The organism is Pseudomonas sp. CFBP13528 (genome assembly GCF_005233615.1).
Taxonomy (GTDB): Bacteria; Pseudomonadota; Gammaproteobacteria; order Pseudomonadales; family Pseudomonadaceae; genus Aquipseudomonas; species Aquipseudomonas fluorescens_AM.
On sequence record NZ_QGAJ01000002.1, the window covers coordinates 169,847 to 191,926 of the forward strand.

Sequence of the window (22,080 nt, forward strand, 5' to 3'; positions counted from 1 at the left end):
GTCCGGGCAATTCCCTTGTCATACGTGGGGCTTTTCATTACCATCCGTCAAAATTTTTATAAGTAAAGATTCAATACTTAGTAGACGCCTGATTTAACAGGCCAAAAAGCTGATGGGAGAGGACTGAATGAGCAATGACGGCGTGAATGCAGGCCGGCGTCGCTTCTTGGTAGCAGCCACATCCGTGGTGGGTGCTGCAGGAGCGGTGGGGGCTGCGGTCCCGTTCGTGGGGTCATGGTTTCCCAGTGCCAAGGCGAAAGCCGCAGGTGCACCGGTGAAGGTGAATGTCAGCAAGATCGAGCCAGGGCAGCAGATGATTGCTGAATGGCGCGGCCAGCCGGTTTTCATTGTTCGTCGTACCGAGGAAATCCTGGGAAATCTCAAGAAGATTGAAGGCCAGTTGTCTGACCCCAAATCCGAGAAATCCGACCAACCCGCCTACGCCAAGAACGAAGCACGTTCGATCAAGCCGGAGATCCTGCTGCTGGTGGGTCTGTGTACCCACCTGGGTTGCTCGCCTACGTTTCGCCCGGAAGTCGCGCCCGTCGACTTGGGCAAGGACTGGGTGGGTGGTTACTTCTGCCCCTGCCATGGTTCCCATTACGACCTCGCCGGCCGTGTCTACAAGTCCCAGCCTGCACCCTTGAACCTGCCGGTTCCTCCGCACACCTACGAAACTGACGACCTTATTGTCATTGGCCTCGATAAGGAGAACGCGTGATGAGCAAGTTCATGGATTGGGTGGATGCGCGCTTCCCCGCCACCAAAATGTGGGAAGACCATCTCAGCAAATATTACGCGCCAAAAAACTTCAACTTCTTCTACTTCTTCGGCTCCCTGGCACTGCTGGTGCTGGTCAACCAGATCGTCACCGGTGTCTGGTTGACGATGAGCTATACGCCTTCGGCGGAAGAGGCGTTCGCCTCCGTTGAATACATCATGCGCGACGTCGAGTACGGCTCGATCCTGCGCCTGCTGCACTCCACCGGCGCATCGGCGTTCTTCATCGTCGTCTACCTGCACATGTTCCGTGGCCTGCTCTATGGTTCGTACCAGAAACCCCGCGAGCTGGTGTGGGTGTTCGGCATGCTGATCTACCTGGCGCTGATGGCCGAAGCCTTCATGGGCTACCTGTTGCCATGGGGCCAGATGTCGTACTGGGGCGCCCAGGTGATCATCTCGCTGTTCGGTGCCATCCCGGTCATCGGCAACGACCTGACCCAATGGATCCGTGGTGACTACCTGATTTCGGGTATCACCCTGAACCGCTTCTTTGCCTTACACGTCGTGGCCTTGCCGATCGTGATCCTGGGCCTGGTGGTATTGCACATCCTGGCGCTGCATGAAGTCGGCTCGAACAACCCGGATGGCGTGGATATCAAGAAGCATAAGGACGAGAACGGCATCCCGCTGGACGGCATTCCATTCCACCCTTACTACACCGTGAAAGACATTGTCGGCGTCGTCGTGTTCCTGTTCGTGTTCTGCTCGATCGTGTTCTTTTTCCCGGAGATGGGCGGTTATTTCCTGGAAAAGCCCAACTTCGAACAGGCCAACGCTTTTAAAACGCCCGAGCATATTGCCCCGGTCTGGTACTTCACGCCGTTCTACGCCATTTTGCGTGCGATCCCCGACAAGCTCATGGGCGTCATCGCCATGGGCGCGGCGATTGCGGTGCTGTTCGTGCTGCCGTGGCTCGACCGAAGCCCGGTCAAGTCCATGCGCTACAAAGGCTGGCTGAGCAAGATCTGGCTGTGGGTGTTCTGCATTTCGTTCGTGATCCTGGGCGTGCTGGGCGTACTGGCGCCGACCCCTGAGCGCACGTTGCTGTCGCAGGTCTGCACCTTCCTGTACTTCGCCTACTTCATTCTGATGCCGTTCTACACCCGGCTCGAGAAGACCAAACCGGTTCCGGAAAGGGTGACTGGCTGATGAAAAAATTATTCGTTGCATTAGTGTTTGCGGCCCTGCCGCTCCTGTCTTTGGCCGCCGAGCATGGCGCGCAACTGGAAAAGGTCGACATCGACGTCTCCGATAAAGCCGCTTTGCAGGATGGTGCACGCACGTTCGCCAACTACTGCATGGGCTGCCACAGCGCCAAGTTCCAGCGCTACGAGCGGGTGGCCGACGACCTGGGCATCCCCCATGAGTTGATGCTGGAAAAACTGGTGTTCACCGGGGCCAAGATCGGCGACCACATGAACATCGGCATGAAGCCGGCGGACGCCAAGGCCTGGTTCGGTGCAGCTCCGCCCGACCTGACCCTGGTGGCGCGGGTGCGGGGCACCGACTGGCTCTACGGCTACCTCAAATCCTTCTACGAAGACCCGGCCCGCCCCTGGGGCGTGAACAACAAAGTGTTCCCGAACGTCGGCATGCCTAACGTTCTGGTCGGCCTGCAGGGTCGCCAGGTGGTAGGATGCAAGCAGGTTCAGGTCGTTGAAGACGGCAAGAAGCAATATGATCCGTTGACCGGCACGCCGCTGACCCATGAGGCGTGCGATCAACTGACCATCGTGCCCAAGACCGGTACGCTGAACGACGAGCAGTTCGACGAGAAGGTCAAGAACCTGGTGACCTTCCTGGCCTATTCGGCCAACCCGGTCAAACTGCAGCACCAGCGCATCGGTACGTACGTCTTGCTGTACCTGGCTTTCTTCTTCGTATTCGCCTATCTGCTCAAACGCGAGTACTGGAAGGATGTGCATTGATCCAACCGTAAGCAATTGCTGTTAATCTTGCGCGCCCAGCGGCATCTCTGAACACGTAGCGCCGGTTTTACCGGACGTTACAGAGATGCTCTCTGGGCGCGCTCGTTTTTGAGCTTTCGATAATTTCAACAAGCGAGGAGGACCGCCATGGGCGTGACCAACCGGTTGGCCTGTTACTCCGACCCCGCCGACCACTATTCCCACCGAGTACGCATCGTGCTCGCAGAGAAGGGTGTCAGCGCCGAGATCATCAGTGTGGAGGCGGGCCGTCAGCCGCCGAAGCTGATCGAAGTGAACCCTTACGGCAGCTTGCCCACCCTGGTCGATCGTGACCTGGCGTTGTGGGAGTCAACCGTGGTGATGGAATACCTGGATGAGCGTTACCCGCATCCGCCTTTGCTGCCGGTGTACCCGGTGGCGCGTGCCAACAGCCGCCTGCTGATCCATCGGATCCAGCGTGACTGGTGCGGGCTGGTGGATGTGATTCTGGATACCCGCAGTAAAGAGGCCGCGCGCGTACAGGCGCGTAAGGAGTTGCGCGAGAGCCTGACCGGCGTTTCGCCGCTGTTCGCCGACAAACCTTTTTTCCTCAGTGAGGAACAAAGTTTGGTCGATTGCTGCCTATTACCCATACTCTGGCGCTTGCCGATTCTGGGCATTGAACTGCCACGGCCGGCCAAGCCGTTGCTTGATTACATGGAGCGCCAATTTGCGCGTGAGGCTTTCCAGGCGAGTCTGTCTGGTGTCGAACGCGATATGCGCTAAGGCTTAAGGAGCCGCTGATGAACTCCAGTCGACCTTATTTGGTCCGCGCGCTCTATGAGTGGATTGTGGACAACGATTGCACCCCGCACATGCTGGTCAACTCCGAATTTCCTGCGGTGCAGGTTCCGCAGGGTTTTGCCAGTGACGGACAGATTGTATTGAACGTATCGCCCAGTGCCGTGCGCCACCTGCACATGGACAATGAAGCGGTCAGTTTCGAAGGGCGCTTCGGCGGTGTGCCGCATACGCTGTTCGTGCCGATCGGCGCCATCCTCGGGATTTATGCCCGTGAGAACGGCCAGGGCATGGTGTTCGATCTGGAGTCGCCTTTCGAGGACGACGAAACGATCGAAGGACAAGGCGGCGATGATGTACCCCCACCGGATAACGAGCCGCCGCGCCCTACTGGCCGGCCGAGCTTGAAAGTGGTGAAGTAAGCGGCTGCCGCCTTCGGGCCAGCCTGAAAAATGCCTCGGCGGTTGCCGGGGCTTTTTTTTGCCTGCCGCACAGGCATGAAAGTCGCGACAGGAACGGTGATCGTACAACCGCCTTGGGCTATGATGCGTCTTCAGTTCACCGAGAAAGATGACTCATCATGGAAAACGCCAACGCCGTCCCCCGTCTTCCCCGCAAGCGTCGCAGCCTTGCCCAGGAATTGGTCACGGTGTTGTCCGAACAAATCCGCGACGGTCAGCTCAAGCGTGGCGACAAGCTGCCCACCGAATCGGCGATCATGGAGGCCCATGGCGTCAGCCGTACCGTGGTGCGCGAGGCGATTTCGCGCTTGCAGGCAGCGGGGCAGGTGGAGACGCGTCACGGTATCGGTACGTTCGTATTGGACACGCCGAGCCCGAGTGGTTTTCGCATCGACCCGGCCACCGTGGTGACGCTGCGCGATGTGTTGGCGATTCTCGAATTGCGCATCAGCCTGGAAGTGGAGTCCGCAGGCCTAGCTGCCTTGCGCCGCAGTGACGAGCAACTGGCAGCCATGCGTGCCGCCCTCGATGCGCTGAATGAAAGCGCGGCCCATGCCGGTGATGCGGTGGCGTCAGACTTTGCATTCCACCTGGAAATTGCGCTGTCCACCGGTAACCGTTACTTCACCGACATCATGACCCACCTGGGCACCAGCATCATTCCGCGTACCCGCCTGAATTCGGCGCGCCTGGCCCATGACGACCAGCAGCATTACATGGGGCGCTTGAGTCGTGAGCATGAAGAGATTTATGAGGCGATCGCGCGTCAGGACTCGGACGCGGCGCGTGCGGCGATGCGCTTGCATTTGACCAACAGTCGGGAGAGGCTGCGCCATGCCCATGAGGAGGCTGAGGCGCAGCGGGGGTGAAACCAGGGTGTTCAGGCTAGATCGAACTCAACTCCGGTAACGCTGCCATTGGCATCGTAGAAGAACGTCTTTTTTGTTACTTCCCAAACCTGCCCGTCCATATCGAGAAAATCGCCTTTGTTTGGCAGCTCCTCAATGCTGATGTCCGTAGTGCTATTTTTCTTGGTGCCTTTGAATTTAACCGGGATTTTAGTCGCCATGATTAAGCCTCATTGAGCAGGAACGAATTTGGTTAGTGCCTACACGCCGTTCATGAAAGCGCGAGCCGGCCTGGCCACGGTATTGCGGCCGGGTAAGCGTTGATACTGTCAGAATTCACAGTTCTGACGAGTGGTATCAAGCGCCCCCCTGGTTCTACTCAAGTCAGGGAAGGGGATTGTTCGGCTTGTAATCCTTCAACAGCCAATACGTACTCCATCCCCACCAATCATTCGTCCACCGCTTGTCGTTCAGGTCATTCACATCCTTACGGCGCAGTACCTTGTCCCCTTCCATCTTGAACAACGGCGAGAAGTTATTGGCCGGGTTCTGCACAGCGTTCAGATCCGGAACAGACAACGGCGCCTTGAAGCTGGCCGGGGAGGGCGCTACACCGCTGATGAACGTCTCGAAAATTTCATCCGCCGAAGCCTGCACCGCACGTTTGACCTGCGCCCGATTGTCCGCATCAATGGCGTCGAAATAGCGTTTATCCCCATACGCGTGCCACTGATCCCCCAAGGCATTGCGCACCTTGAGCCCGAATTTGCTGTCTTCGTCATGCATGAAGCGGCTAATCAGCGACCCCAGCTCTCCAGGCGTGACCACCGCCGCCAGTTGCTTGCGTGGGACGCGCAGGTGGCCGGCCGAAAACAGATCGGTGAGGAAGTGGTCGGCAAAGCCGTTCATGGCGTACGCCAATTCCAATGCCTGGTCGGTGCCGGTTTGATGAGCGACCACGGCCTGTTGCAGGGCCGCGGTATGACCGGCCAGGTAGGCGGACAATGCCCATTCGCCAAAATGGTCGGCATTGTCCGCCGCCAGTTTCAGGTAGCGCCCCAGTGGGATCAGCGCAGAAACGGCGCTGCCGCCACCGGTGATACGGTTCCACTCCTCGGACAACGTATCACCCAAGGCGTCATAGGCTTCATGGGGTTGCTTTCCTTCTTTGATCGCCTGATTCACCGCGTTGATCTCTTTTTGCATCACCGCCAGGATCTTGCCTGCTTCTTCCCGCGAAGCAGGCAGGACTGCCAGTGAATCAAAGGCTGCGATGAAGCGTTGCACGCGGTCGGGAGGGGAGGCGCCATCGCTGATCGGTTGGCCGGGAATTGCGTAGAAATCGCCACCCAGGGCAATCACTTGGCCATAGGTCAGCGCCAGCCCGTTGGGCAAATGCAGTTGTACCTCTCGGGCAGGGATGGATGCGGCATCCCTGGCAAAACGCAACAGTGTGTCGTCGCCTATGGCGGTATGTTCAGCGCCTTCGAAGCGCAGGGTCGGGGGCTTCTTTGTGGGTGCAGCGTATTCAAGTCCTGACATGTTAGCTCCTTGCTTATGTCGTAAGATTCTGGCTTAAAACTGTATATCCATACAGTTAAAAAGATCATAGGTCGGAAATTTCTTACGTCAAGAAACCTTTTGCAGAGGCGAGCTTGAGATGACTGCTGAGAATTGCAGTTGACGAATCTTTTTATAGTTGTACGATGACGTACGACATCATTTAAACCAACAACAACGCTTTCCTCAGAAAGTCTTCGCCCAGGGTGTTCGAATAATGAATCCACAAGAACTGAAGTCCATCCTCTCCCACGGTCTGCTGTCTTTCCCGGTGACCGATTTCACTGCCCAGGGTGATTTTCACCAGGCGGGCTATATCAAGCGCCTGGAATGGCTGGCCCCGTATGGCGCCACAGCGCTGTTCGCCGCAGGCGGCACCGGTGAGTTTTTCTCCCTGGCCGCCAGCGAATATTCCCAAGTGGTGAAGACCGCTGTTGATACCTGCGCCACCAGTGTGCCGATTCTGGCCGGTGTCGGGGGCGCGACCCGCCAGGCCATCGAGTACGCTCAAGAAGCCGAGCGCCTGGGCGCCAAAGGCCTGCTGCTGCTGCCGCACTACTTGACTGAAGCCAGCCAGGACGGCGTTGCCGCCCACGTTGAGGCGGTGTGCAAATCGGTCAAGATCGGCGTGGTGGTGTACAACCGCAATGTCTGCCGTCTGACCGCGCCGCTGCTGGAACGCCTGGCCGAGCGCTGCCCGAACCTGATCGGCTACAAGGATGGCCTGGGTGACATCGAGTTGATGGTGTCGATCCGCCGTCGTCTCGGCGATCGTTTCAGCTACCTCGGCGGCCTGCCGACTGCAGAGGTTTACGCCGCTGCCTACAAGGCCCTGGGCGTGCCGGTGTATTCCTCGGCGGTGTTCAACTTCATTCCGAAAACCGCGATGGATTTCTACCACGCGATTGCCAAGGATGATCAGGCCACCGTTTCCAGGATCATTGACGATTTCTTCCTGCCTTACCTGGACATCCGTAACCGCAAGGCCGGTTATGCCGTGAGCATCGTCAAGGCCGGTGCGAAAATCGCCGGCTATGATGCCGGCCCGGTGCGCACTCCGCTGACCGATCTGCTGCCGGAAGAATACGAAGCCCTGGCTGCGCTGATCGACAAGCAAGGCGCGCAATAACTTATCAACAAGGCCGCTGAGCAATCAGCGGCCTTTTGCGTCAGGAGAAGATTCGTGTCTCAAGCCAAGCGTTTTGACAACTACATCAACGGTGAATGGGTAACCGGCGCCGACTACTGCACCAATATCAACCCGTCGGATCTTTCCGATGTGATCGGCGAATACGCCAAGGCTGACGTCGCCCAAGTCAACGCCGCTATCGAAGCTGCCCGCGCGGCATTTCCGGCGTGGTCCACGTCCGGTATTCAGGCGCGCCACGACGCGCTGGATAAAGTCGGCAGCGAAATCCTTGCCCGTCGCGAAGAGCTTGGCACGCTGCTGGCCCGGGAAGAGGGCAAGACCCTGCCCGAAGCCATCGGCGAGGTCACGCGCGCCGGTAACATCTTCAAATTCTTCGCCGGTGAGTGCTTGCGCCTGTCTGGCGACTACGTGCCGTCGGTGCGCCCAGGCGTCAACGTTGAAGTCACCCGTGAAGCCCTCGGCGTGGTCGGCTTGATCACACCGTGGAACTTCCCGATCGCCATCCCGGCCTGGAAAATCGCCCCGGCCCTGGCCTATGGCAACTGCGTGGTGATCAAGCCGGCCGAGTTGGTACCCGGTTGTGCCTGGGCCCTGGCCGACATCATTTCCCGCGCCGGTTTCCCGGCCGGTGTGTTCAACCTGGTGATGGGCAGCGGTCGCGTGGTGGGCGATGTGCTGGTCAACAGCCCTAAAGTCGATGGCATCAGCTTCACCGGTTCCGTCGGTGTGGGCCGTCAGATCGCCGTCAACTGCGTATCGCGCCAGGCCAAGGTGCAGTTGGAAATGGGCGGCAAGAACCCGCAGATCATTCTCGACGATGCCGACCTCAAGCAGGCCGTCGAGCTGTCGGTGCAGAGCGCGTTTTACTCGACCGGCCAGCGCTGCACCGCGTCCAGCCGCCTGATCGTCACTGCCGGCATCCATGACCAGTTCGTCGCAGCCATGGCCGAGCGCATGAAGTCGATCAAGGTCGGCCATGCACTCAACAGCGGCACCGACATTGGCCCGGTGGTTTCCCAGGCTCAGTTGGACCAGGACATGAAGTACATCGACATCGGCCAGAACGAAGGCGCACGGCTGGTCAGCGGCGGCGCTCTGGTGACCTGCGACACCGAGGGCTACTACCTGGCGCCGACGCTGTTTGCCGACAGCGAAGCGGCCATGCGCATCAGCCGTGAAGAGATTTTCGGTCCGGTGGCCAACGTGGTGCGTGTAGCCGACTACGAGGCGGCGCTGGCCATGGCCAACGACACCGAGTTCGGTCTCTCGGCGGGTATCGCCACCACTTCCCTGAAGTATGCCAACCACTTCAAGCGCCATTCCCAGGCCGGGATGGTCATGGTCAACTTGCCGACCGCCGGGGTGGACTACCACGTTCCGTTCGGTGGCCGTAAGGGTTCGTCCTACGGTTCGCGTGAGCAGGGTCGCTATGCACAAGAGTTCTACACCGTAGTAAAGACTAGCTATATCGGGTCGTAGCCCCCGTTTCACTGGAGGAGCGAGCTTGCTCGCGAAGAACGTCAACGATTACGCGGGCATTCAGGATGCCCGCGGTGCCTGTGAGTTTTTCGCGAGCGAGCTCGCTCCTACAGGGGTGGCACCCAGTAAGACATAACCATTACCCGCAAAAAAAATAATTAGTGGGAGTACTTCTACATGCAAGCGACCAAGCCGACTCACGTCCGCTATTTGATCCTGCTCATGCTGTTTCTGGTGACCACGATCAACTACGCCGACCGTGCAACTATCGCCATCGCCGGTTCCAGCCTGCAAAAAGACCTCGGCATCGACGCGGTCACCCTCGGCTACATCTTCTCTGCATTCGGTTGGGCCTACGTAGCCGGGCAAATCCCTGGTGGTTGGCTGCTCGACCGGTTCGGCTCGAAAAAAGTCTATGCCCTGAGCATCTTTACCTGGTCACTGTTCACCGTGCTGCAAGGCTACGTCGGTGAGTTCGGTGTCTCGACCGCCGTGGTTGCACTGTTCATGCTGCGCTTTATGGTGGGCCTGGCCGAAGCGCCATCCTTCCCCGGTAACGCACGGATTGTGGCGGCCTGGTTCCCTACGGCCGAGCGCGGTACGGCGTCGGCGATCTTCAACTCGGCGCAGTACTTCGCCACGGTGTTGTTCGCGCCGCTGATGGGCTGGATCGTTTATCGCTTCGGCTGGCAGCACGTGTTTATCGTGATGGGCGTGATTGGCATCGTGTTCTCCCTGATCTGGCTGAAAGTTATCCACAGCCCGCGCCAGCACCCGATGATCAACGAAGCGGAGCTCAATCACATTGCCGCCAATGGCGCCATGGTGGATATGGACCAGGACAAGGGCAAGGGTAAGAAAACCGATGGACCGAAGTGGGATTACATCCGCCAGTTGCTGACCAACCGCATGATGCTTGGCGTGTACCTGGGTCAATACTGCATCAACGGCATCACGTACTTCTTCCTGACCTGGTTCCCTGTGTACCTGGTGCAGGACCGTGGCATGACCATCCTCAAGGCCGGTTTCATTGCCTCGCTGCCGGCGATCTGCGGCTTTATCGGCGGCGTGCTGGGCGGGGTGATTTCCGATTATCTGCTGCGCAAGGGCCATTCCCTGACCTTCGCCCGCAAGGCGCCGATCATTGCGGGCCTGCTGGTGTCCAGCAGTATCATTGCGTGTAACTACGTCGACGTTGAATGGATGGTGGTGGGCTTCATGGCGCTGGCCTTCTTCGGCAAGGGCGTTGGCGCACTGGGCTGGGCGGTTGTGTCCGACACCTCACCGAAACAAATCGCCGGCCTCAGTGGTGGCTTGTTCAATACCTTCGGTAACCTGGCCTCCATCACCACCCCGATTGTCATCGGCTACATCATCAGCACCACCGGCTCATTCAAATGGGCCCTGGTGTTCGTCGGCGCCAACGCGCTGGTGGCGGTGTTCAGCTACCTGGTGATCGTTGGCCCGATCAAGCGTGTGGTGCTCAAGGAACCGCCAAGCAAAGGCCCTGAGCTGACCCACCTTTCCCAAGCGCATTCCTGAGGTTCGTGTGATGCAGTTGATTGAACATGCCGACTCGCCGCGCTCGATTCGTTTGCACGAGCGCGACAATGTGGTGATCGTGGTGAACGACCAGGGCGTACCGGCCGGGACCGAATTCCCGGACGGCCTGGTCACTGTGGATTTCATCCCTCAAAGCCACAAAGTGACCCTGGAAGATATCCCCGAAGGCGGCCGGATCATTCGCTACGGCCAGACGATCGGCTATGCCCTGGCACCGATCCCGCGTGGCAGCTGGGTGCAGGAAGACCAGTTGCGCATGCCCACTGCGCCGCCGCTGGACAGCCTCCCGCTGTCCACCGACGTACCCGAAACGCAGGCGCCGCTGGAGGGGTTCACCTTCGAGGGCTATCGCAACGCTGACGGCACCGTGGGCACGCGCAATATCCTGGGTATCACCACTACGGTGCAGTGCGTGACCGGCGTGCTGGATCATGCGGTCAAGCGCATCAAGGATGAATTGCTGCCCAAGTACCCGCACGTCGATGATGTGGTGGCGCTGACGCATAGCTACGGCTGCGGCGTGGCGATCACGGCCACGGATGCCTACATCCCGATCCGTACCGTGCGCAACCTGGCGCGCAACCCGAACCTGGGCGGCGAAGCCCTGGTGATCAGCCTGGGCTGCGAGAAATTGCAGGCCGGGCAAGTGATGCACGACAACGACAGCTCCGTGGACCTGAGCGAGCCCTGGCTGTACCGGTTGCAGGATTCCAGCCACGGCTTTACCGAAATGATCGAGCAGATCATGGCGCTGGCCGAAGTCCGCTTGAAAAAACTCGACCAGCGCCGCCGTGAAACGGTACCCGCGTCCGAGCTGATCCTGGGCATGCAATGCGGCGGCAGTGACGCGTTTTCCGGTATCACCGCCAATCCGGCGCTGGGTTATGCATCCGATTTGTTGCTGCGCGCTGGCGCGACGGTGATGTTTTCCGAAGTGACGGAAGTGCGCGACGCCATTTACCTGCTGACTTCACGGGCGCAAAGCCAGGAAGTGGCCCAGGAGCTGGTCAGGGAAATGGACTGGTACGACCGTTACCTGGCCAAAGGCGAGGCGGATCGCAGCGCCAATACCACGCCGGGTAACAAGAAGGGCGGGCTGTCGAATATCGTCGAGAAGTCCTTGGGCTCCATCGTCAAGTCCGGCAGCAGCGCGATCAACGGCGTGCTCGGCCCAGGCGAGCGCTTCAAAACCAAGGGCCTGATTTTTTGCGCAACCCCGGCCAGTGACTTCGTATGCGGCACCTTGCAACTGGCGGCGGGGATGAACCTGCATGTCTTCACCACCGGGCGCGGCACGCCTTATGGGTTGGCGATGGCGCCAGTGGTAAAGGTCTCGACGCGTACTGAGTTGGCGCAGCGCTGGCCGGATCTGATCGATATCGACGCCGGGCGCATCGCCACCGGGCGCGCGAGTATCGAGGAACTGGGCTGGGAGCTGTTTCATTTCTACCTGGACGTGGCCAGCGGCAAGAAGCAGACGTGGGCGGAGCGGCACAAGCTGCATAACGACATAACGCTGTTCAACCCGGCGCCGATTACCTGAGACTGAGTTGCCTGCAATCGGGGGCAAGCCCCCTCCCACATTCGACCGCATTTCAACGTTAGAACTCGGTCAAGTGTGGGAGGGGGCTTGCCCCCGATAGCGGTAGACCAGACGACACGGCCTCCATGGCTTATCATTAGCCATCTAATGACGCCCCAAGGTTCTCCCCGGCATGCTGGCAATCTTCCTCACCACCCTGACCATCACCGCGCCGGTGTTCGCCATGCTGTTTCTGGGTGTGCTGCTCAAGCGCATCAACTGGATCAACGACAACTTTATCCACACCGCCTCATCCCTGGTGTTCAACGTCACCATGCCGGCGCTGCTGTTCCTGGGCATCCTGCATGCCGACCTGCATTCGGCGCTCAAGCCGGGTTTGCTGATTTACTTCGCCGTGGCCACGTTGGTGAGCTTTGCCATGGCGTGGGGCTGGGCGATTTTTCGCTGCAAGCGCGAAGACCGGGGCATCTACACCCAGGGCGCGTTTCGCGGCAATAACGGCGTGATCGGCCTGGCGCTGGCTGCCAGCATGTACGGCGACTATGGGATTTCCCTCGGTGCGATTCTCGCGGCGTTGGTGATCCTGTTCTACAACACCCTGTCGACCATTGTGCTGGCGGTATACAGCCCGGTGATCAAGTCCGACCCGTGGAGTATCTTCAAGAGTGTGGTGGCCAACCCGCTGATCATCAGCGTGATCGTTGCCGCGCCGTTTGCGTACTTCCAGATCGGCCTGCCCGGCTGGCTGGAAAAATCCCTGGGCTACCTCGCGGACACGACACTGCCCCTGGCGCTGATCTGCATAGGCGGCACCTTGTCCCTCGCGGCGCTGCGCAAGAGCGGCAACATGGCCTTGAGCGCGAGCCTGATGAAGATGGTGTGGTTGCCGGTGATCGCCACACTGGGCGCGTGGCTGCTGGGTTTCCGTGGGCCGGAGCTGGGGATTCTGTTTCTGTACTTCGGCGCGCCGACGGCGGCGGCGAGCTTCGTGATGGCCAGGGCGGCCGAGGGGAATCATGAACTGGCGGCGGCGATTATCGTGATCACCACCCTGATGGCGGCGGTGACCACGAACATCGGCATCTTTGTGTTGCAGGCGGGCGGCTGGATCTGACCGTTACCGCTGATCCGCCTGGTACGCCTCAATCACTTCCTGCGCCGCACGAAACGCATCGATTGCCGCCGGTACGCCGGCATACACCGCGCAATGCAGCAGTGCTTCGCGAATCTCTTCAACCGTACAGCCATTGTTCAACGCGCCGCGCACATGGCCCTTGAGTTCCTGCGGGCATTTGAGCGCGGTCAGGGCGGCGAGGGTAATCAGGCTGCGCGTCTTGAGCGGCAAGCCCTCGCGATTCCACACACTGCCCCAGGCGTGTTCATTGACGAAGTCCTGCAGCGGCTGGCTGAACTCGGTGGCATTACCCAGGGCGCGGTCGACGAATACATCGCCCATGACCTGGTGACGCACTTCAACCCCTGGCTTTTTCTGAGCGCTCATTGCGATTCCCTCTTGTGTTGACGGTGCCAGGCGCGCAGCGACGTGAACAACAGCACCACCACTAACGCCGGCAGGACGTAAAACAGCATCAATTGTTCAAGCTTGGTCGCCAGGGGCATGCCGGTAGTAAATGCCATTACATGCAGGCCATACGCGAGGTACAGCCCCAGCAACACCAGCCCTTCGGCGCGGGTGACGCGGTAGCCGGTATAGAACACCGGCAGGCACAGGGTGATGGCGCCGAGCATGACCGGCAGGTCGAAGTCCAGGGCGTTGGGCGACACCGACAGCGGCGACGGCGCCACCAGGGCGGTAAAACCCAGCACGCCCAGCAGGTTGAACAGGTTGCTGCCGATCACATTGCCCACGGCAATCTCCCGCTCGCCACGCAAGGCGGCGATCAGCGACGTGGCCAGGCAGGGCAGCGAGGTGCCGACGCCGATCAATGTCAGGCCGATAATGCGCTCCGACAAGCCCAGGTCGCTCGCCACCTCCACGGCCGCCCCCAGCAGCAAGTGCCCGGCCAGCACCAGCACGAGCAACCCGCCAAGCATTAACAGCACGCTGCTCAGCCAGGGCGCCCTGGTCACGGTGGCCAGCGATCGCGGACGCCGTGAGTGGCGCGTCTGGTAGTGCAGTACGCCGAGGTAGGCCACCAGCGCAACCAGCAGCACCAGGCCGTCAAGCGGCGTCAGTGCCTCATTGGCGGCGAGGATGAGCACCAGCAGGCCGGCGACGATCATCACCGGGATATCCAGGCGCACCAGTTGTCGCGACACCCGTAACGGAATGATCAACGCCGACAAGCCCAGGGTGACGAGGATATTGAAGATGCTGCTGCCGATCACGCTGCCTACGGCGATATCGGTGTTGCCGGCCAGGGTGGCTTGCAGGCTGACGGCCATCTGTGGCGCGCTGCTGCCGAAGGCGACGATGCTCAGGCCGATGATCAAGGGGCGCACCTTGAGGCTGGCAGCCAGGCGCACCGCAGCCCGCACCAGGATTTCAGCGCCGACGATAAGCAGCAGCAAGCCGCTGACCAGTTGGAGCAGGCTCCAGGGCGAGAGGGCGTTCAATCCGAAAATACTCAAGGCGGCCTCGATCAGTTGTTCAGGGCTTGCACGCGCACCCGTGCGGTGCCGCTGCCCAGCATACGCAGTTGCTCGGCGGCCTTGCGTGAAAGGTCGATCAGGCGGCCGCGGCTATGCGGGCCGCGATCATTGATACGTACCACCACAGAGCGGTTGTTGGCGAGATTGGTCACCTTGACCTGGGTGCCGAAGGGCAGGCGCCGATGGGCGGCGGTCATGGCGTTCTGGTTGAAGGCTTCGCCGCTGGCAGTTCGTTGGCCATGGTGCTTGGCGCCGTAGTAGGAGGCGGTGCCGGTTTCGTCATAGCCTTTGGGGTCGATGAGGCCGCTGGCGCAACCGCTCAGCAGGGAAGACAGGGCCAGCAGGCCGAGTAGACGCTTCATTTCAAATGTCCCCAATCACAAATGTGGGAGGGGGCTTGCCCCCGATAGCGGTGCAGCAGTCAATGCATGTGCCGACTGACACACCCTCATCGGGGGCAAGCCCCCTCCCACATTGGTCCGAGCCGAGCATCAAAGCCTACTCGGACCGTTTTCTACCATCAGCCTTCGAGCTTGCTTTTGAGCAGTTCGTTGACTTGTTGCGGGTTGGCCTTGCCTTTGGATGCTTTCATCGCCTGGCCGACGAAGAAGCCGAACATCTTGCCGCGCTTGGCGTCGTCCGCCGCACGATATTGTTCGACCTGTTCGGCATTCGCCGCGAGCATTTCATCGAGCACGGCCGAAATTGCGCCGCTGTCGGTCACTTGCTTGAGGCCACGCTTGTCGATGATTTCATCGGCGCTGCCTTCACCGGCGGCCATCGCTTCGAACACGGTCTTGGCGATCTTGCCGGAGATGGTGTTGTCCTTGATGCGCAGCAGCATGCCGCCCAGTTGCTCGGCGCTGACCGGCGCTTCGTCGATTTCCAGGCCTTGCTTGTTCAACAGGCTGCCCAGTTCGACCATGACCCAGTTGGCCGCCAGCTTGGCGTCGCCGGCAATGCCCACGACTTTCTCGAAGTAGTTGGCTTGCTCGCGGCTGGAGGCCAGCACGCTGGCGTCGTAGACCGACAGGCCGAACTGCGCCTGGAAGCGCTCGCGTTTTTGCTGCGGCAGCTCCGGCAGGGTGGCGCGGATATCGTTGAGGAACGAATCTTCCAGCACCACCGGCAACAGGTCCGGGTCGGGGAAGTAACGGTAGTCGTTGGCTTCCTCTTTGCTGCGCATGGCGCGGGTTTCGTCTTTGTTCGGATCGTACAGGCGCGTTTGCTGGATGACCTTGCCGCCGTCCTCGATCAGCTCGATCTGGCGACGCACTTCGCTGTTGATCGCCTTCTCGATGAAGCGGAACGAGTTGACGTTCTTGATCTCGCAACGGGTGCCGTATTCGGTCTGGCCCTTGGGACGGATCGACACGTTGCAGTCGCAGCGCAGCGAGCCTTCGGCCATGTTGCCGTCGCAGATGCCCAGGTAGCGCACCAGCGCGTGGATCGTCTTGACGTAGGCCACGGCTTCCTTGGCGCTGCGCATGTCCGGTTCGGAGACGATTTCCAGCAACGGCGTGCCGGCACGGTTCAGGTCGATACCGGTGGCGCCGGGAAATTCTTCATGCAGACTCTTGCCGGCGTCTTCTTCAAGGTGCGCACGGGTGACGCCGACACGCTTGATGGTGCCGTCTTCCAGGGGAATGTCCAGGTGGCCCTTGCCGACGATCGGCAGCTCCATCTGGCTGATCTGGTAGCCCTTGGGCAGGTCCGGGTAAAAGTAGTTCTTGCGCGCGAACACGTTGTGCTGGCCGATCTCGGCGTCAATCGCCAGGCCGAACATCACCGCCATGCGCACCGCTTCCTGGTTCAGCACCGGCAGCACGCCGGGCATGCCCAGGTCTACGAGGCTGGCCTGGGTGTTGGGCCCTGCGCCGAACGTGGTGGCGCTGCCGGAGAAAATCTTCGATTGGGTGGCGAGCTGGGTATGAATCTCCAGCCCGATCACAACTTCCCATTGCATAGTGTTCTCCTCAGAAGCCGGTAGGGGTGCGAGTGTGCCAGTCGGTGTGCAACTGGTACTGGTGCGCCACATTGAGCAGGCGGCCTTCCTGGAAATACGGGGCGAGCAATTGCACGCCGACCGGCAGGCCATCGACGAAACCGGCGGGCATGGACAAGCCCGGCAAGCCCGCGAGGTTGGCGGTGATGGTGTAGAGGTCTTCCAGGTACTCGGCGATCGGGTCGCCGGTCTTGGCGCCGATCTTCCACGCCGGGTTCGGCGTGGTCGGGCCGAGGATCACGTCGACTTCTTCAAAGGCAGCCATGAAGTCGTTCTTGATCAGGCGACGGATCTTCTGCGCCTTGAGGTAGTACGCGTCGTAGTAGCCGGCGGACAGCGCATAGGCACCGACCATGATCCGGCGTTGCACTTCGGCGCCGAAGCCTTCGCCACGGGAGCGTTTGTACAGATCGGTGAGGTCTTTCGGGTTTTCGCAGCGATAGCCAAAGCGCACACCGTCGAAACGCGACAGGTTCGAAGACGCCTCTGCCGGCGCGATCACGTAGTAGGCGGGAATCGCGTGCTGGTTGTTCGGCAGGCTGATTTCCTTGATCACCGCGCCAAGCTTCTCCAGCTCTTTGATGCTGTTGTGCACCAGATCGGCGATTCGCGGGTCGAGGCCGGCGCTGAAATACTCTTTTGGCACGCCGATGCGCAGACCCTTGATCGAGTCATTCAGGCTGGCGCTGTAGTCCGGCACCGGCTCATCGATGCTGGTGGAGTCCTGTTTATCGAAGCCTGCCATGCCTTGTAACAATATTGCGCAGTCTTCGGCAGTACGTGCCAGAGGACCACCCTGATCGAGACTCGAAGCGTAGGCGATCATGCCCCAGCGGGAAACGCGACCGTAGGTCGGCTTCAGGCCGGTGAGGTTGGTGAAGGCTGCCGGCTGGCGGATCGAACCACCGGTGTCGGTTGCCGTCGCGGCGGGCAGGAAGCGTGCGGCCACGGCCGCAGCCGAACCACCGGAGGAACCGCCGGGTACGTGAGCCAGGTTCCACGGGTTTTTCACTGCGCCGTAGTAGCTCGACTCGTTGGCCGAACCCATGGCGAACTCGTCCATGTTGGTCTTGCCCAGGGTCACGGCCCCGGCGGCGGCCAGCTTGGCGACCACGGTAGCGTCGTAGGGCGCCTTGAAGTTGTCGAGCATCTTCGAGCCGCAACTGGTGCGAATGCTCTGGGTGCAGAACAGGTCCTTGTGGGCGATCGGGGCGCCCAGCAGTGCGCCGTCTTCACCGTTGGCGCGCCGCTCGTCGGCGGCCCTGGCCTGGCTCAGGGCCAGCTCCTGGGTGAGGCTGATGAAGCTGTTGACCTTGGGGTCCAGCTCGGCAATGCGCGCCAGCAGGGTCTTGGTCAGTTCTTCGGAAGAAAACGTTTTGTCGGCGAGACCGCGGGCGATCTCGGCCAGAGTCATGTGATGCATGAAAGGCTCTTTCCCTTTAGTCGATGACTTTCGGAACCAGGTACAGGCCGTTTTCGACCGCTGGCGCGATGGACTGGTAGGCCTCGCGGTTATTGCGCTCGGTCACGACGTCTGCGCGCAGGCGCTGACTGGCTTCCAGCGGGTGAGCCAGGGGCTCGATGCCGTCGGTATTGACGGCCTGCATTTGGTCAACCAGCCCGAGAATGCTGTTCAGGGCTGCGGTGGTCTGTGGAAGATCGGCGTCATTGAGGCCAAGCGAGGCCAGATGCGCGATTTTTTCCACGTCGGAGCGTTCAAGCGCCATGGGATTCTCCAGTGGAAAACAGAACGGAGGGCGTCCGTGTGTTAGATTGTCGGAACACTACCGCATTTCTACGGTCATAAGGCCGCGATTGTGGGGGTTGGTGCACAGAAAGTCGGCCAATTTAGCACATTGGCGCCTTGCCCAAAATCCCTGTCGTTGTTAGAGTTTGCCGCACTTTTTTACCCACGCGTTGCCTAGGGTCCCTTTCCCATGTTCAAGAAACTGCGTGGCATGTTTTCCAGCGATCTTTCCATTGACCTGGGCACTGCCAACACCCTTATTTACGTGCGCGAGCGCGGTATCGTTCTGAATGAGCCATCGGTTGTGGCCATTCGGACCCATGGTAATCAGAAAAGTGTCGTTGCCGTTGGCACCGAGGCCAAGCGCATGCTCGGCCGTACACCCGGCAATATTGCTGCCATTCGTCCGATGAAAGACGGCGTGATCGCCGACTTCAGTGTCTGCGAGAAGATGCTGCAGTACTTCATCAACAAGGTTCACGAAAACAGTTTTCTGCAGCCCAGCCCTCGTGTGCTGATCTGCGTCCCGTGCAAGTCCACCCAGGTGGAGCGTCGTGCCATCCGTGAATCGGCCCTTGGTGCCGGTGCCCGCGAAGTGTTCCTGATCGAAGAACCGATGGCCGCCGCAATCGGCGCCGGCCTGCCGGTTGAAGAGGCCCGTGGTTCGATGGTGGTGGATATCGGTGGCGGTACCACCGAGATCGCCCTGATTTCCCTGAACGGTGTGGTGTATGCCGAATCCGTACGCGTTGGCGGCGACCGCTTCGACGAAGCGATCATCACGTATGTGCGTCGTAACTACGGCAGCCTGATCGGCGAATCAACCGCCGAGCGCATCAAGCAGGAAATCGGTACCGCCTACCCGGGCGGCGAAGTTCGCGAAGTCGATGTTCGCGGTCGCAACCTGGCCGAAGGTGTGCCACGTGCCTTCACGCTGAACTCCAATGAAGTGCTGGAAGCGCTGCAAGAGTCCCTGGCCACCATCGTCCAGGCGGTGAAGAGCGCCCTGGAGCAGTCGCCACCGGAACTGGCTTCCGATATTGCCGAGCGTGGCCTGGTATTGACCGGCGGTGGCGCCTTGCTGCGCGACCTCGACAAGTTGCTGGCCCAGGAAACCGGCCTGCCGGTGATCGTCGCCGAAGACCCGCTGACCTGCGTTGCCCGTGGCGGCGGTCGTGCACTGGAAATGATGGATAAACACACCATGGACCTGCTCTCCAGCGAATAAGATCGCCTGGACGGTTCATGCTGGGTCGGCAGGCAGCACTTTGCAGTGCTGCCTGTTGGCGTTTATCTTCTTCAATCTGCATCCAGGCCGGTTTGATGCCGTATGAATAAAGAGAACATTTGCCTGGGAGGAGCGGCCTATTAAACCGCTCTTTGCCAAAGGCCCCTCATTGGGCGTGCGCTTGTTGGTGCTGACCGTGCTTTCGGTCGCGCTGATGGTGGTCGATGCGCGCTTTTCGTTGCTCAAGCCTGTGCGTAGCCAGATGTCGCTGGTGTTGATGCAGACTTACTGGATCACCGACCTGCCGCAACGTCTCTACCAGGGCGTGGCCAGCCAATTCGGCAGCCGCACCGAACTGGTCGCCGAGAACGAAAAACTCAAGACCGAAAACCTGCTGTTGCAGGGCCGCATGCAAAAGCTGGCAGCCCTCACCGAGCAGAACGTTCGGCTGCGCGAGTTGCTCAATTCTTCCGCGCTGGTCAACGAAAAGGTCGAAGTGGCCGAGTTGATCGGCATGGACCCCAATCCCTTTACCCATCGCATCATCATCAACAAGGGCGAGCGCGACGGCGTGGTGCTCGGCCAGCCGGTGCTCGATGCCCGTGGCCTGATGGGCCAGGTGGTCGAGCTGATGCCCTACACTTCGCGGGTCCTGCTGTTGACGGACACCACCCACAGCATCCCCGTGCAGGTCAATCGCAACGGCTTGCGCGCGATTGCCAGCGGCACCGGTAATCCGGAACGCCTGGAGTTGCGGCACGTGGCCGATACCGCTGACATCAAGGAGGGCGACCTGCTGGTCAGCTCCGGCCTGGGTCAGCGCTTCCCGGCCGGCTACCCGGTGGCGACGGTCAAGGAGGTCATCCATGACTCCGGCCAGCCGTTTGCCATTGTGCGTGCCGTCCCGACTGCCGCGTTGAACCGCAGCCGCTACCTGCTATTGGTGTTCAGCGACAACCGCACGCCGGAAGAGCGCGCCAATGACGCGGCGCAGGCTCAGGAGGCGGAAGACAAGCAGAACGGCACCGCCCCCGTGATTCCCGCCACCGTGCCGAAACCGGCGTTCGTGGGGCCACCCGCGCCTGCGGCCGTACCCGCAACCGCAGCGCCTGTCGCCACACCGGCCAAGCCCGCAGCACACAGCGCCCGCCCGGCGAAACCTTCGGCGACCACCGCGCCTGCCGCGAGGCCCGCGACAACCGCCCCGGCCACGACGCGGCAGAGGGAGGAATAATGGCCAGCACTCATTCGCGCAATGGCTGGATTGTCTGGCTGACCTTTGCCATCGGCTTGCTGCTCAGCGTTTCACCGCTGCCGCAATTCATGGAAATCCTGCGCCCGCTGTGGCTGGCGCTGCTGTTGGCGTTCTGGTCGTTGAACCTGCCGCACAAAGTAGGCATGGTCACGGCGATGTGCCTGGGTTTGGCAGAGGACGTGCTCTATGGCACCTTGCTGGGCCAGAATGCACTGATCCTGACCCTGATTACCTTCCTGGTGCTGTCGTTGCAGCAGCGCTTGCGCATGTTCCCGATGTGGCAGCAGTGCCTGGTGATCCTGGTGATCTTCGGCCTGGCGCAGCTTGTTCAACTCTGGCTCAGTGCCTTGACCGGCAATCGCCAACCCACCCTGGCACTGGTGTTGCCGGCTCTGGTCAGCGCATTGCTGTGGCCCTGGATCAGTTTCGGCCTGCGTGGGTTACGTCGTCGCTATAAAATCAATTGATGGATTGCGAGGCTCTGCCTGGTTATCGAACCCTACAGGGAGAGTCTGCAATGAATGTGCTTTATCTGGCCTCGGGCTCCCCGCGGCGACGTGAATTGTTGACCCAGATCGGTGTGCCTTTCACCGTGGTCAGCGCCGCCATCGATGAAACGCCTCTCACACACGAAACCCCTGTGGCTTATGTCGAGCGCCTGGCGCGAAGCAAGGCCGCGGCGGGTTTGGCTGTGCTCGAGCAAACCCCAGGCATCTGCGTATTGGGTGCCGATACGGCGGTTGTCGTCGATGGCAAGATTCTTGGCAAACCGGTGGACCAGGCCGATGCGCTGGCGATGTTGATGGCCCTGGCAGGGCGTGAGCATGAAGTCCTCACGGCCATTGCCCTGACCGACGGCCAACGCTGTGAAACCCGGTGTGTCAGCAGCCGTGTAATTTTTCGCGACATTTGTGCCCAAGAGGCGACGGCCTACTGGCACAGCGGCGAACCCCAGGACAAGGCCGGCGGCTATGCTATCCAGGGGCTTGGCTCGGTGTTCGTCACCGGACTCAATGGCAGCTATTCCGCCGTGGTCGGCCTGCCGGTGTGCGAAACCGCGCAACTGCTGGGCCAATTCGGCATACCCTGTTGGCAAAACCTTACCGCGCGCTGAGCGCCTTTACTTTCGCGCCAAGC

The 22,080-nt window shown here is 60.5% G+C and carries 23 protein-coding genes; 15 read left to right on the top strand and 8 right to left on the bottom strand.

Annotation, left to right across the window (positions count from 1 at the left end; genetic code table 11):
• The first annotated feature begins 127 nt into the window (after window positions 1-127).
• The 6 genes from petA (at window position 128) to PspCFBP13528_RS04335 (ending at window position 4,821) form a co-directional block, all read left to right on the top strand.
• Window positions 128-721 (top strand): ubiquinol-cytochrome c reductase iron-sulfur subunit, encoded by a 594-nt coding sequence (gene petA, locus PspCFBP13528_RS04310; RefSeq protein ID WP_034095877.1) that lies wholly within the window; start codon window positions 128-130, stop codon window positions 719-721.
• The gene (locus tag PspCFBP13528_RS04315; RefSeq protein ID WP_003188526.1) at window positions 721-1,932 is read left to right on the top strand and encodes a cytochrome bc complex cytochrome b subunit; all 1,212 of its coding nucleotides are present in this window, start codon (window positions 721-723) and stop codon (window positions 1,930-1,932) included. The genes petA and PspCFBP13528_RS04315 overlap by 1 nt, the downstream gene beginning before the upstream one ends.
• On the top strand, window positions 1,932-2,711 hold the full coding sequence (locus PspCFBP13528_RS04320) for a cytochrome c1 (protein WP_065951593.1): 780 nt from the start codon (window positions 1,932-1,934) through the stop codon (window positions 2,709-2,711). Before PspCFBP13528_RS04315 ends, PspCFBP13528_RS04320 begins: the two co-directional genes overlap by 1 nt.
• A 147-nt stretch (window positions 2,712-2,858) precedes the next feature.
• On the top strand, window positions 2,859-3,476 hold the full coding sequence (locus PspCFBP13528_RS04325) for a glutathione S-transferase N-terminal domain-containing protein (protein WP_010213164.1): 618 nt from the start codon (window positions 2,859-2,861) through the stop codon (window positions 3,474-3,476).
• Window positions 3,477-3,493: 17 nt separating this feature from the next.
• Entirely contained in the window at window positions 3,494-3,913 is a 420-nt protein-coding gene (locus PspCFBP13528_RS04330) for a ClpXP protease specificity-enhancing factor (protein ID WP_065883679.1), read from the top strand.
• A 158-nt stretch (window positions 3,914-4,071) separates the two neighbouring features.
• Window positions 4,072-4,821, top strand: a complete 750-nt coding sequence (locus tag PspCFBP13528_RS04335) for a FadR/GntR family transcriptional regulator (RefSeq protein ID WP_065951594.1) — start codon at window positions 4,072-4,074, stop codon at window positions 4,819-4,821.
• 11 nt (window positions 4,822-4,832) lie between these two features.
• Here the strand turns inward: PspCFBP13528_RS04335 and PspCFBP13528_RS04340 are convergent, their stop codons facing one another.
• On the bottom strand, window positions 4,833-5,021 hold the full coding sequence (locus PspCFBP13528_RS04340; protein WP_137199701.1) for a hypothetical protein: 189 nt from the start codon (window positions 5,019-5,021) through the stop codon (window positions 4,833-4,835).
• Between the two features lie 163 nt (window positions 5,022-5,184).
• Window positions 5,185-6,342, bottom strand: coding sequence for a phospholipase (locus tag PspCFBP13528_RS04345; RefSeq protein WP_137199702.1), 1,158 nt, complete (start codon window positions 6,340-6,342; stop codon window positions 5,185-5,187).
• A gap of 235 nt (window positions 6,343-6,577) precedes the next feature.
• Here PspCFBP13528_RS04345 and kdgD point away from each other — a divergent pair, with 235 nt between their 5' ends.
• From kdgD to PspCFBP13528_RS04370, 5 genes are all read left to right on the top strand, one after another.
• Window positions 6,578-7,489: a 5-dehydro-4-deoxyglucarate dehydratase gene (kdgD, locus tag PspCFBP13528_RS04350; protein ID WP_065951597.1), complete on the top strand. Its 912-nt coding sequence runs from the start codon at window positions 6,578-6,580 to the stop codon at window positions 7,487-7,489.
• A 54-nt stretch (window positions 7,490-7,543) separates the two neighbouring features.
• Window positions 7,544-8,989, top strand: a complete 1,446-nt coding sequence (locus PspCFBP13528_RS04355; protein WP_065951598.1) for an aldehyde dehydrogenase family protein — start codon at window positions 7,544-7,546, stop codon at window positions 8,987-8,989.
• Window positions 8,990-9,166: 177 nt separating this feature from the next.
• Window positions 9,167-10,531 carry an MFS transporter gene (locus PspCFBP13528_RS04360; RefSeq protein WP_101218229.1) on the top strand — a complete coding sequence of 455 codons (1,365 nt, stop codon included), beginning with the start codon at window positions 9,167-9,169 and terminating at the stop codon, window positions 10,529-10,531.
• Between the two features lie 10 nt (window positions 10,532-10,541).
• On the top strand, window positions 10,542-12,095 hold the full coding sequence (gene garD, locus PspCFBP13528_RS04365) for a galactarate dehydratase (protein WP_137199703.1): 1,554 nt from the start codon (window positions 10,542-10,544) through the stop codon (window positions 12,093-12,095).
• Between the two features lie 172 nt (window positions 12,096-12,267).
• Window positions 12,268-13,209: an AEC family transporter gene (locus tag PspCFBP13528_RS04370; protein WP_065951601.1), complete on the top strand. Its 942-nt coding sequence runs from the start codon at window positions 12,268-12,270 to the stop codon at window positions 13,207-13,209.
• 3 nt (window positions 13,210-13,212) lie between these two features.
• On the opposite strand, the gene PspCFBP13528_RS04375 is transcribed toward PspCFBP13528_RS04370, so the two are convergent.
• From PspCFBP13528_RS04375 to gatC, 6 genes are all read right to left on the bottom strand, one after another.
• Window positions 13,213-13,596: a carboxymuconolactone decarboxylase family protein gene (locus PspCFBP13528_RS04375; RefSeq protein ID WP_137199704.1), complete on the bottom strand. Its 384-nt coding sequence runs from the start codon at window positions 13,594-13,596 to the stop codon at window positions 13,213-13,215.
• A complete protein-coding gene (locus PspCFBP13528_RS04380; protein ID WP_101218232.1) occupies window positions 13,593-14,672 on the bottom strand; it encodes a calcium/sodium antiporter in 1,080 nt (359 codons plus the stop codon). The genes PspCFBP13528_RS04375 and PspCFBP13528_RS04380 overlap by 4 nt, the downstream gene beginning before the upstream one ends.
• Before the next feature lie 26 nt (window positions 14,673-14,698).
• Entirely contained in the window at window positions 14,699-15,070 is a 372-nt protein-coding gene (locus PspCFBP13528_RS04385; protein ID WP_065951604.1) for a septal ring lytic transglycosylase RlpA family protein, read from the bottom strand.
• Between the two features lie 158 nt (window positions 15,071-15,228).
• A complete protein-coding gene (gene gatB / locus PspCFBP13528_RS04390; RefSeq protein ID WP_065951605.1) occupies window positions 15,229-16,674 on the bottom strand; it encodes an Asp-tRNA(Asn)/Glu-tRNA(Gln) amidotransferase subunit GatB in 1,446 nt (481 codons plus the stop codon).
• 10 nt (window positions 16,675-16,684) lie between these two features.
• Window positions 16,685-18,136: an Asp-tRNA(Asn)/Glu-tRNA(Gln) amidotransferase subunit GatA gene (gene gatA, locus PspCFBP13528_RS04395; RefSeq protein WP_137199705.1), complete on the bottom strand. Its 1,452-nt coding sequence runs from the start codon at window positions 18,134-18,136 to the stop codon at window positions 16,685-16,687.
• 16 nt (window positions 18,137-18,152) lie between these two features.
• Window positions 18,153-18,440 (bottom strand): Asp-tRNA(Asn)/Glu-tRNA(Gln) amidotransferase subunit GatC, encoded by a 288-nt coding sequence (gene gatC / locus PspCFBP13528_RS04400; protein WP_003188556.1) that lies wholly within the window; start codon window positions 18,438-18,440, stop codon window positions 18,153-18,155.
• Between the two features lie 210 nt (window positions 18,441-18,650).
• Here gatC and mreB point away from each other — a divergent pair, with 210 nt between their 5' ends.
• The 4 genes from mreB (at window position 18,651) to PspCFBP13528_RS04420 (ending at window position 22,057) form a co-directional block, all read left to right on the top strand.
• Window positions 18,651-19,688, top strand: coding sequence for a rod shape-determining protein MreB (gene mreB, locus PspCFBP13528_RS04405; RefSeq protein ID WP_002555108.1), 1,038 nt, complete (start codon window positions 18,651-18,653; stop codon window positions 19,686-19,688).
• 139 nt (window positions 19,689-19,827) lie between these two features.
• On the top strand, window positions 19,828-20,922 hold the full coding sequence (mreC, locus tag PspCFBP13528_RS04410; protein ID WP_083217996.1) for a rod shape-determining protein MreC: 1,095 nt from the start codon (window positions 19,828-19,830) through the stop codon (window positions 20,920-20,922).
• Window positions 20,922-21,410 carry a rod shape-determining protein MreD gene (gene mreD, locus PspCFBP13528_RS04415; RefSeq protein ID WP_043048570.1) on the top strand — a complete coding sequence of 163 codons (489 nt, stop codon included), beginning with the start codon at window positions 20,922-20,924 and terminating at the stop codon, window positions 21,408-21,410. The genes mreC and mreD overlap by 1 nt, the downstream gene beginning before the upstream one ends.
• Before the next feature lie 50 nt (window positions 21,411-21,460).
• Window positions 21,461-22,057, top strand: coding sequence for a Maf family protein (locus tag PspCFBP13528_RS04420; protein ID WP_137199706.1), 597 nt, complete (start codon window positions 21,461-21,463; stop codon window positions 22,055-22,057).
• Window positions 22,058-22,080 lie beyond the last annotated feature (23 nt).

What these genes read in the sequence shown, in the direction of transcription:
- petA (WP_034095877.1), top strand. Translation starts at nt 128, where the DNA reads ATGAGCAATGACGGCGTGAATGCAGGCCGGCGTCGCTTCTTGGTAGCA.
- PspCFBP13528_RS04315 (WP_003188526.1), top strand. Translation starts at nt 721, where the DNA reads ATGAGCAAGTTCATGGATTGGGTGGATGCGCGCTTCCCCGCCACCAAA.
- PspCFBP13528_RS04320 (WP_065951593.1), top strand. Translation starts at nt 1,932, where the DNA reads ATGAAAAAATTATTCGTTGCATTAGTGTTTGCGGCCCTGCCGCTCCTG.
- PspCFBP13528_RS04325 (WP_010213164.1), top strand. Translation starts at nt 2,859, where the DNA reads ATGGGCGTGACCAACCGGTTGGCCTGTTACTCCGACCCCGCCGACCAC.
- PspCFBP13528_RS04330 (WP_065883679.1), top strand. Translation starts at nt 3,494, where the DNA reads ATGAACTCCAGTCGACCTTATTTGGTCCGCGCGCTCTATGAGTGGATT.
- PspCFBP13528_RS04335 (WP_065951594.1), top strand. Translation starts at nt 4,072, where the DNA reads ATGGAAAACGCCAACGCCGTCCCCCGTCTTCCCCGCAAGCGTCGCAGC.
- PspCFBP13528_RS04340 (WP_137199701.1), bottom strand. Translation starts at nt 5,021, where the DNA reads ATGGCGACTAAAATCCCGGTTAAATTCAAAGGCACCAAGAAAAATAGC.
- PspCFBP13528_RS04345 (WP_137199702.1), bottom strand. Translation starts at nt 6,342, where the DNA reads ATGTCAGGACTTGAATACGCTGCACCCACAAAGAAGCCCCCGACCCTG.
- kdgD (WP_065951597.1), top strand. Translation starts at nt 6,578, where the DNA reads ATGAATCCACAAGAACTGAAGTCCATCCTCTCCCACGGTCTGCTGTCT.
- PspCFBP13528_RS04360 (WP_101218229.1), top strand. Translation starts at nt 9,167, where the DNA reads ATGCAAGCGACCAAGCCGACTCACGTCCGCTATTTGATCCTGCTCATG.
- garD (WP_137199703.1), top strand. Translation starts at nt 10,542, where the DNA reads ATGCAGTTGATTGAACATGCCGACTCGCCGCGCTCGATTCGTTTGCAC.
- PspCFBP13528_RS04370 (WP_065951601.1), top strand. Translation starts at nt 12,268, where the DNA reads ATGCTGGCAATCTTCCTCACCACCCTGACCATCACCGCGCCGGTGTTC.
- PspCFBP13528_RS04375 (WP_137199704.1), bottom strand. Translation starts at nt 13,596, where the DNA reads ATGAGCGCTCAGAAAAAGCCAGGGGTTGAAGTGCGTCACCAGGTCATG.
- PspCFBP13528_RS04385 (WP_065951604.1), bottom strand. Translation starts at nt 15,070, where the DNA reads ATGAAGCGTCTACTCGGCCTGCTGGCCCTGTCTTCCCTGCTGAGCGGT.
- gatB (WP_065951605.1), bottom strand. Translation starts at nt 16,674, where the DNA reads ATGCAATGGGAAGTTGTGATCGGGCTGGAGATTCATACCCAGCTCGCC.
- gatA (WP_137199705.1), bottom strand. Translation starts at nt 18,136, where the DNA reads ATGCATCACATGACTCTGGCCGAGATCGCCCGCGGTCTCGCCGACAAA.
- gatC (WP_003188556.1), bottom strand. Translation starts at nt 18,440, where the DNA reads ATGGCGCTTGAACGCTCCGACGTGGAAAAAATCGCGCATCTGGCCTCG.
- mreB (WP_002555108.1), top strand. Translation starts at nt 18,651, where the DNA reads ATGTTCAAGAAACTGCGTGGCATGTTTTCCAGCGATCTTTCCATTGAC.
- mreD (WP_043048570.1), top strand. Translation starts at nt 20,922, where the DNA reads ATGGCCAGCACTCATTCGCGCAATGGCTGGATTGTCTGGCTGACCTTT.
- PspCFBP13528_RS04420 (WP_137199706.1), top strand. Translation starts at nt 21,461, where the DNA reads ATGAATGTGCTTTATCTGGCCTCGGGCTCCCCGCGGCGACGTGAATTG.